This is a genomic window from Pseudomonas sp. FW305-20 (assembly GCF_058788075.1).
In genome coordinates, this window is sequence record NZ_JBYTAJ010000009.1 from 184,523 (window position 1) to 192,447 (window position 7,925).

9 protein-coding genes and 1 tRNA gene are annotated in these 7,925 nt (G+C 58.1%); 1 reads left to right on the forward strand and 9 read right to left on the reverse strand.

Going from position 1 to position 7,925, the window contains the following annotated elements; all coding sequences use genetic code 11:
• Positions 1–3: 3 nt before the first annotated feature.
• The 8 genes from AC3WP4_RS10900 to AC3WP4_RS10935 all read right to left on the reverse strand — a co-directional run bounded on the left by AC3WP4_RS10900 (position 4) and on the right by AC3WP4_RS10935 (position 6,526).
• Complete coding sequence (locus AC3WP4_RS10900; RefSeq protein ID WP_102614847.1) at positions 4–1,224, reverse strand: AAA family ATPase; 1,221 nt, start codon at positions 1,222–1,224, stop codon at positions 4–6.
• The gene (locus AC3WP4_RS10905; protein ID WP_102614848.1) at positions 1,218–1,712 is read right to left on the reverse strand and encodes a TadE/TadG family type IV pilus assembly protein; all 495 of its coding nucleotides are present in this window, start codon (positions 1,710–1,712) and stop codon (positions 1,218–1,220) included. Before AC3WP4_RS10905 ends, AC3WP4_RS10900 begins: the two co-directional genes overlap by 7 nt.
• Positions 1,712–2,191, reverse strand: coding sequence for a TadE/TadG family type IV pilus assembly protein (locus AC3WP4_RS10910; RefSeq protein ID WP_102614849.1), 480 nt, complete (start codon positions 2,189–2,191; stop codon positions 1,712–1,714). Before AC3WP4_RS10910 ends, AC3WP4_RS10905 begins: the two co-directional genes overlap by 1 nt.
• An 8-nt stretch (positions 2,192–2,199) precedes the next feature.
• Positions 2,200–3,537: a TadE/TadG family type IV pilus assembly protein gene (locus tag AC3WP4_RS10915; protein WP_102614850.1), complete on the reverse strand. Its 1,338-nt coding sequence runs from the start codon at positions 3,535–3,537 to the stop codon at positions 2,200–2,202.
• 69 nt (positions 3,538–3,606) lie between these two features.
• Positions 3,607–4,413, reverse strand: coding sequence for a Flp pilus assembly protein CpaB (gene cpaB / locus AC3WP4_RS10920; protein ID WP_102614851.1), 807 nt, complete (start codon positions 4,411–4,413; stop codon positions 3,607–3,609).
• Positions 4,414–4,428: 15 nt separating this feature from the next.
• Positions 4,429–5,757 carry a DUF8689 domain-containing protein gene (locus tag AC3WP4_RS10925; protein WP_102614852.1) on the reverse strand — a complete coding sequence of 443 codons (1,329 nt, stop codon included), beginning with the start codon at positions 5,755–5,757 and terminating at the stop codon, positions 4,429–4,431.
• A 2-nt stretch (positions 5,758–5,759) separates the two neighbouring features.
• Entirely contained in the window at positions 5,760–6,290 is a 531-nt protein-coding gene (locus tag AC3WP4_RS10930; protein WP_102614853.1) for an A24 family peptidase, read from the reverse strand.
• A 26-nt stretch (positions 6,291–6,316) separates the two neighbouring features.
• Complete coding sequence (locus tag AC3WP4_RS10935; protein ID WP_102614854.1) at positions 6,317–6,526, reverse strand: Flp family type IVb pilin; 210 nt, start codon at positions 6,524–6,526, stop codon at positions 6,317–6,319.
• Positions 6,527–6,919: 393 nt separating this feature from the next.
• Here AC3WP4_RS10935 and AC3WP4_RS10940 point away from each other — a divergent pair, with 393 nt between their 5' ends.
• On the forward strand, positions 6,920–7,789 hold the full coding sequence (locus tag AC3WP4_RS10940; protein WP_102614855.1) for a helix-turn-helix transcriptional regulator: 870 nt from the start codon (positions 6,920–6,922) through the stop codon (positions 7,787–7,789).
• Positions 7,790–7,848: 59 nt separating this feature from the next.
• Here the strand turns inward: AC3WP4_RS10940 and AC3WP4_RS10945 are convergent.
• Positions 7,849–7,924: transfer RNA gene (locus tag AC3WP4_RS10945), tRNA-Gly, on the reverse strand.
• Position 7,925: the final 1 nt, after the last annotated feature.

Consider the following 7,925-nt stretch of genomic DNA (forward strand, 5'->3'; position numbering starts at 1 on the left):
GGGTCATCCCCCGAAAAAACGGTTGAAGGCACGTTTGAGCAAGCCTTGGTTGCCGGCCACCTGTTGACCGATCAGGTCCTCGGTCATGTTGCGCAGTGCAGCCGTGATCGCTGCCCTCGGCGCATGCAGCCCCAACGGCACGCCAGTGTTCTGACTCTGGCTGACCAGATTGAAGTCGTTGGGTAACTTCGACACATTGGTGCAGCGCAGCGCCTCGCCGATATCTTTGAGGCTGACCGCTGCCGCCTTGTCATAGCGGTTGACCACTATCTGCAATTGATCCCCACGCACGCCCAGGTCTTCGCGAAGAATCCGTACCAGGGAGCTGGCATCGCGCAAATGGCTGACGCTCTGTTGCACCACCACGTACACCCGATCCACCTGCTCCAGCACAGAGCCGGTGAGGTGATCGATTTGCCGCGGCAGGTCGATCACCACCCAGCCATAGCTGGCGCGGGCCAACTGCAACAGGGTGTCGAGTTGCTCGGGTTGGGTATCCTGCGGCAAACACAACTCACCGGCCCGACCGCCCAGCACATGCAGGGTCGGGCTGAAGTGACTGCAAAAACCGCGTAACGCGACGCTGTCCATGCCATCGATCTGGTGCAACACCTCCAGATGGCTGTGCGTCTGCGCCACATCCAGATAATGCGTCACGCTGCCAAATTGCAGGTCCATGTCCAGCAACAGGGTACTGCCACCCATGATGCTGAGTTGCTGAGCCAGGTTGCAGGCCAGCAGGGTTCCGCCAGAGCCGCCCTTGGCGCTCATTACGGCGATCAGTTTTCCTTCTGCCCCACTGCCGGTCCGAACTTCCGTGACCAGACGATTCAAGACGGCGACCAGTTCGGTCTCGGCGATGGGCTCCGGCAGCACGTCCCGGGCACCGGCCTGCATCGCCAGGCGCATGGCTTCCTGGTCGCTCAGCAGCCCGCACACCAACATCGGCGGACGCTCATGGGCCGGACGCTGCAACAGTGCCGACAGCTCTTCACGCCACAGGTGGCTAACGCGCAACAGCAGCAGATCGGGCATCCGGTCCAGACCGTAGAGCGGGTCGACATGCCCGTTGCTCACCAGGCGAGTGCTCACCTCCAGGCTGGGCATGCGTTGGCAGACGCCTTGCAGGTCGCGCAATGAGGTGGCATCACGGCTGCTAATCAGCAACCGTAGCCCGGCCTTGCCGGTCGAGGTAGAGACTGGAGTTTCCTTGGTATTCAGCATGGCGTGATCTCCCCGGAATCGGAATGACGCCCGAGGCTTTCGCGTGGCAACGTTGCCCTGAATGTAGGCAGGGTAATGGGGACGGCGAACCCGGGAATAAGCAGATTGAAAACGAAGTTTTGCAGACTCAACTGGACATAGCGGATGGCACGAAAACCGTTGATGCTGACCGTGTCGGCGGGGTTGGCGACCACCGCACCATTGACGTCCAGATAGGTCAACGTCAGGTGGGTGGTGGCTAGATCGCCGATCAGCTGGCTATTACCTGCATCGCCCGCCGCGTTGAAGATCGCCCGCCGCAACACCACTGGATCGCTGATATTGCATACCGAAGCCAGGCGCGTACCACGTCGCACGGCTTCATCCAGCGCATTGACCGTGAAGTACAGGCGGCCGATCTCCAACACGCCGAACAACAGCGTGAATACCAGCATGCCAATGATGGCGAACTCCACGCTATAGGTGCCGCGCATGCGTTTGCGATTCATCACAATGCCCTCATGACAGTAGTGGCGACCAGCGGAATGCTCAGCGAAATCTGATTACCAAAAAAGGCAGGGAGCGATCCGGTGCAATTACCGCCGCCAATCACCGGGCAGAACGTATAAGTGATGGTGACCCGCACATGGTCGGTGCCCACCGCGGCGACCTGCACCATGCCAGTCGTCAACCCTGACAACACCGCGGTCCCGGTATTTGCGGGCACGCCATAGACCGCAACGTTTCTCGTCTGGGTCTGTAGCGCATTGCTCAGAGAGACTTCGCCAAGCGTAGAGTTCCAGGCCTTGCTGGCGACGAAACGATCGGCATCACGACTGGCCTGCAGCAGGACGTTGTACTGATAGAGCATGCGGCCGAACTCACCAAAGGTCAGCAACAGCAGGAGCAACACCGGCAGGACAAGGGTGAATTCCACCAGTGCCACGCCCCGCTGGGACTGTGCTCGTTTAAATGCGTGAAGTCTCATGACGCCTCCTATGAGTCAGTGCTCGGAGTGCCGATGCCGATATAGGTTTTGTAGAGCTGGATGATCTGGGGGCCAGAGTCGTTTTCCGGTGAAGGGCCGGGCACGTTGTCGCCTTCGCACTCCTTCACAAACTGTCCGAAGATCTGCGCTTCCGTGCCGCCACCACTCATTGGCTGCACCACGAAATAGCAGCCGAACCCCAGGACGGGGACCGTGGTTGAACCACCCTGTTTGCCGGTGCAGTCGCCCACCACGATTTTCAGCATCCGGCGCTCGAACACCCCATTACTCTCACAGCCACCGGACCCTGCCACACAGGCAGCAACGCTCGCACGCCAGTCGTTGTAGTCAAATATCGCGTTGCCGCCCGCCGTCAGATCGCCGTTGCTCGATGTTACGGGTTGCCCCTTGTACTTCGCTGGAGGGGTGACTGAGGCGTCGTAAGTAAGCGCGGGGTTGCTGGATGTCGTCACCAGGTCCGGCGGATAGTCCGAGGAGCTGACCGGGCCGTTGTAAATACCGAAACGTGTATTCAGGCCTTGGGACGCAGGGCCTACCTTGTTGCCAGGCGCGGTCTGGACATTCTCCCCCACGTTGCGGCAAACCGAGCCGCCTCCGGCCAGATCTTCCCTGACCGAACTACCACCTGAGCCGAAATCGAGTAACTGAAAGTTGCCTGGACCAATGGGGGACGAATTGCCAGCAGCCGACTTCAATACCTGTAAATCACCAAATTGGAAGCCCCAGAACATGCCAGCGTCCGGGTCGTATTGAGTCGCGTTGCCACAGATCATCAAAGGTGCGAGATCACAAGGGCTGGTAGGGCTGGGGCCAGCGGTGGCGATCGCCGCCACGGCTTTGTTTCCCAAGCCACCGGCGCCGAATGTCTGGACGAAATTCCAGAAAAAACCTGTCAGGCCATAATTCGGTACCGACACCCGAACGTATTTGGCATCCCCAGGCCCGGGATAGGTGAAAGGTCCGTAGACGTTATTTGCCAGTTCCACCGCCGCAAATGTATCTATGTTGCCACCAATAGCCGTTGCCAATTCATCGTTGCCCAGGGCGTTGGCGTTTTCCGTCAGAGTAGCCCGTGCGGCAGTACGAGTCGCGTCGGCAATGTTGACACCACCTTCCACCTGACTCAGGGTTTTGGCGCCACTCAGGGCGGCGGCGTCAACAGCGTTCTGCAGGCGTGTCTTGTTCAACAACATATGGCCCACGTCGAGGGTCAAACCCGCCATCATTAAAATCGCCGCCAACGCGATTACCATCAATACACTCACCGATCCAGCTTGGCGCCTTGGCGTCGTAGTGAACGGCTGCCGAATACGAAGATTCATCATCAAGCCCTCATGCCGAAACTGATTCGGATCGGCTGCCAATACCTGGTGCCCAGGCACCCTACCGCCCTGTCAACGTTTGACTACACTGGCTTGGGTCCCACGGATAATGGTGACATCGCCACCAACCTCACCATTGCCGCGGCGCACCATGCGTTTTGGCGCCGGGGCAGCGGCCATTGCCATGACCGGTGCGGCAGGCGCAACGGTCGCAATTTTTTTCTCGGCGTTCAGCGGATTGCGCAGGGTCAGTTGCAATTTCCCTTCCGTTTGCGCCGTGACAAGGGCTTCAGCCTCTGCGGTCGTCATCTCCAGCGTCACTGCGCGCACCACCACGGGTTGGGTCTTGTCGGTACCCGCCGTCTGATCGACCGCCAATACCCGCAAGTTCTCGAGGATGGTCCTGGATACGGCGTTATTGCCGGAGCCATCAGTGCGTTTGGTCGCCAGTACATCGACCCGGTTACCCGGTAACAGGAACCCGCCCACGCCGACCACATCGTCCACGCGTACCGAGATGGCACGTTTGTCTGTCGCAATCAGAGAAGCCAGGGTACTGCCCCCCAAATGCTCACTCAGACGTGCGCCGCGCATGATGTCGCCCTTGAGGATGTCGAATGTTGCGATCTTGCCTACTGCTTTGTCGGTGGAGTCGAAGGCATCGTCCGGGATTGTGTCCATGGGCATGCGCATGGTCGTGACTTGTTGGGCCTCGACCATCTGCCCGAATGGAATCTCTACCGTGGCGACCACCACGCTTCGAAGGTGGTCATCCGGGCTGGCGTTGAGACGCGCGCTCAGCCAGGAGTCGGCCATCCATGCAGCGCCAAGGCCCATGACCAGGGAAACGCCTATCAGGGTAAGAGTACGAGAGCTCATGTCAGTATCTCCGTATCAAAGAAAGTCGAGCTGGACAAAGTAGTTGTGCCAGGCCCATTCCAAATCTTGCGGTGACAGTGATCCGGAACCGCCCATATAACGCTGACGATCGAGGGCCATGTTCAAGAGATCGCGGGGATGGCAAGGCACCAGGGGCATGCCTTCACTGGCATAGAGCCTTTGCAATACATAACGCAGCAGCAACTGGTCAAAAGGAATGCCCAGACGCTCGCTTTCCTGACGCCAGATCTTTTCGTACTCCTCAGGCTTCAGGTAACCGAACTGCAGCTTGTAGCCAATCCGGCGAAGAAAGGCCTCATCGGCCAGCTCCAGAGGATTGAGGTTGGTGGAAAACACCAGAATCAGATCGAACGGCAGTTCGCAATGCCGACCGCCGCCCAGGTTGATGAAGTCACGCTTCTCTTCCATGGGTACGATCCAGCGATTCAACAGCTCGGCGGGTGCCATGCGCTGGCGCCCCATGTCGTCGATGATGAACAGGCCATTGCTGGCCTTGAGCTGCAAGGCCGCCTGGTATTGACGGGTGGAGGGGTCATAGCGAACGTCCAGCTGCTCCATGCTCAATTCACCGCCGGTAATGACGATCGGGCGTTTGCAGCACAGCAGTCGACGGTCGATCCCTTCATCGAGCATCAGACTGTTCGTTTGACTGTTGTCATTCAGACGCTGATGCACCTGCGGGTCATAGATCTCGATCACCGACTCGTTGATGACGATGGCATGAGGCACCCAGATGGCTTCGGCAAACAGACGAATCAGCCGACTGCTGACATAGGTCTTGCCGGTACCCGCAGGGCCATAAATCATGATCGCGCGCCCGGAGTTCATCGCCACACCCAACTGATCGAGCATCCCCTCCGTGAGCACTACACCCGCGAGGGCATTGCGCATATCGTTGGCGTTGATGCGACCATGGTGAATGGTTTGAAGTTTGATCAGGGACCGATAGGTGCTCACCGGGAAGGGTGCCGCACCGATATAGCCGCTGCGCGACAGGGCATCGCGGGCGGCGCTGCGGCCGCGTTCGGTCAGGCCATAACGCAACATTTGCCCACCGGCCTGGCCCATCTGGCCTAGTATTTCGACTCGACCGTCCTTGCGCAGAAACGCCAGGACCTCTTCAAGTACGGCGCCGGTCAGCGCCAGGCGTTCCACCAGCCGCGACATGTCCAGCACGCCGGCGTCATGCAAATGCTTGCACACCAACTCACCGAGAAAACTGTCAGTCAGACCCGTCTCGCGAATAGTGCAGGGCTGAGGTGCCAGTCGTTGCACCGCCTCCCTGTCGCAGGGGTAGGCATCACTATCGACGATGACGTGCATGACTAACCTCCCAATCCACCGGCAACGAGTTGCCAGTAGACGCTGTTTAAAGTTCCAAGCAGAATCGCAACCGAATAAGGAAAGGGCTTGCCGGCCACCTCGTCCGAGCTCGGTGACATATAGGCCCGAGCCCGAAGCATCAACCGATAGCGCACCAGGGTCTGCAACAATTGACCGCGCACCAGCACGATCAGGAAACCGCACAAGCCTCCCCAAAGCAGACTGAAGAAAACAGCCCACAGGGCATAATGGGGGGGTAAAAAACTGCCAACCATGGCCATCAGCTTGACGTCGCCGGCCGCCATGCCGCCCAGGGCATACATGGGCAGGAACAGCGCAAAACCGATCAGGAGGCCCAGCAGGCCATCCCCCATTCCACTAATCCCACCTGAATAAGTCTGGCCGGCCAATCCCAAGGCCAGACCTACCAGGATCAGGAGGTTGGGAATGCGGTGGCGACGCAAGTCGCTCACCACCGCCACGCTCAGCAGTCCTATCAGCACAACGGTAGCTACCAGCTGTTCCATGGACATGTCGCATCCTCCTGCCAGAGTTGTCGTTATGGGACGACCGGAGCGCCGCCGCCGCAACCACCAATGGCGCTACACAGAGACTGGATTCTGGCGTCCACTGCCCCACCAAGAGCCGTGAACGACGCGACAACAGCTGCCGTAACCAATCCACCCGCCACTGCATATTCCACGATGGTCAGGCCGTCTTCGTCTTTAACGAACTTCATTACCGAAGCCTTGATTGTTTGCATGTTCATTTTGCCCACCTCACTTGAATGTTTTTTTCTGGAAGCAGTACTTTCTGTGCTGCCTGATGCAACCTTAGTCAGGGGGAAGGCATAGCCGTTAGGAGGATTTTGCACATCACTAGGACTTTTTTGCGGAGCGGCCAAATAGGGGTCATTGGCCTTTGCAGAGGTAACGGGAGGGGTAAACAAGGCATGGCAGGGCAAATGCGATTTTCATTGATTCACAAGCAATAAGCGTTCTAACCCGTGCTCATCGAAGACACCCCAGCAAACAATTGCTTTCCAGGCCCCCATAGAACGAACAGGACTAAAACCCGCCTTTCCTATCGAGATTAATTCTGCAAAGTGATGGCACATTGACGATACTGCTTAGCGAGTCACTGAGAATCCAAGAGTAGAGACATGACGTCCAACTTGACCAGAAGGCCAACGCTCCTATGGTTCGATCTGACTCATGATCGATCCACGAAAGAACTCATCGCGCAGTTCGAGGGTACCTGCGACGGCAAACTGGCGAAAAACTCCGTGCTGCCCATCGGGGTAAACGCAGACATGATCTGCATCCATTTCGATCGCCCCGATACACCAGGCCTGAGGCTGTTGCTGGACATCAAACGCAGCGCACCGGCCATCCCGATCACCATGTTCACCGTGCAGCACTCGGAAGAACTGGCCGTCTGGGCCATGCGTTCCAGCGTCTGGGAATACATCGTGCTCCCCCTCTCGGTCAGTGAGAGGAATCGCTACCTGACTGCTGTAGTTCAGCTCTGCGAGCTGCGCCGGAATGTTATCGACCACCGCAAGACACAGCTGATCGACCACTCCCCGACCCTGCCGGACAGCATCCGGCTGACCTCCGGACACCAAAAACATCAGGCCCTGAGCAGCATCATGCTGTACATCGAGCAGCACTTTCGGGACAGCATTGACCAGAGGGATTTGGCGCAGCGCTGCGGCATGACGACCTTTCGCTTCAGCCGTCTGTTCAAGGAAGCCAATGGCCTTGGCTTCACGGATTACATCTTGAACAAACGCATGAACTTCGCCAAAGAACTACTCGACAACAGCCAGATGCCTATTACCAGCATCGGCTATGAGGCCGGCTTCAAGGATCCTTCCTATTTCGCTCGTGCCTTCAAGCAGTTCGCAAACTGCACGCCCAGCGAATACCGCTTGGCACGCCAACTCAGAGCGACTGCATCTGCGCAAATGGTGCAAGATGAAAAAACCACTGAAGCGCTCGAAAGCCTGGTGCAAAGCCTCAGCGGTTGACGCGGTTTTTATACGCGCACACAAAAACGCCGCTCATTGAGCGGCGTTTTTGTTAAATATGGAGCGGGAAACGAGACTCGAACTCGCGACCCCGACCTTGGCAAGGTCGTGCTCTACCAACTGAGCTATTCCCGCA

What these genes read in the sequence shown, in the direction of transcription:
- AC3WP4_RS10900 (WP_102614847.1), bottom strand. Translation starts at nt 1,224, where the DNA reads ATGCTGAATACCAAGGAAACTCCAGTCTCTACCTCGACCGGCAAGGCC.
- AC3WP4_RS10905 (WP_102614848.1), bottom strand. Translation starts at nt 1,712, where the DNA reads ATGAATCGCAAACGCATGCGCGGCACCTATAGCGTGGAGTTCGCCATC.
- AC3WP4_RS10910 (WP_102614849.1), bottom strand. Translation starts at nt 2,191, where the DNA reads ATGAGACTTCACGCATTTAAACGAGCACAGTCCCAGCGGGGCGTGGCA.
- AC3WP4_RS10915 (WP_102614850.1), bottom strand. Translation starts at nt 3,537, where the DNA reads ATGATGAATCTTCGTATTCGGCAGCCGTTCACTACGACGCCAAGGCGC.
- cpaB (WP_102614851.1), bottom strand. Translation starts at nt 4,413, where the DNA reads ATGAGCTCTCGTACTCTTACCCTGATAGGCGTTTCCCTGGTCATGGGC.
- AC3WP4_RS10925 (WP_102614852.1), bottom strand. Translation starts at nt 5,757, where the DNA reads ATGCACGTCATCGTCGATAGTGATGCCTACCCCTGCGACAGGGAGGCG.
- AC3WP4_RS10930 (WP_102614853.1), bottom strand. Translation starts at nt 6,290, where the DNA reads ATGTCCATGGAACAGCTGGTAGCTACCGTTGTGCTGATAGGACTGCTG.
- AC3WP4_RS10935 (WP_102614854.1), bottom strand. Translation starts at nt 6,526, where the DNA reads ATGAACATGCAAACAATCAAGGCTTCGGTAATGAAGTTCGTTAAAGAC.
- AC3WP4_RS10940 (WP_102614855.1), top strand. Translation starts at nt 6,920, where the DNA reads ATGACGTCCAACTTGACCAGAAGGCCAACGCTCCTATGGTTCGATCTG.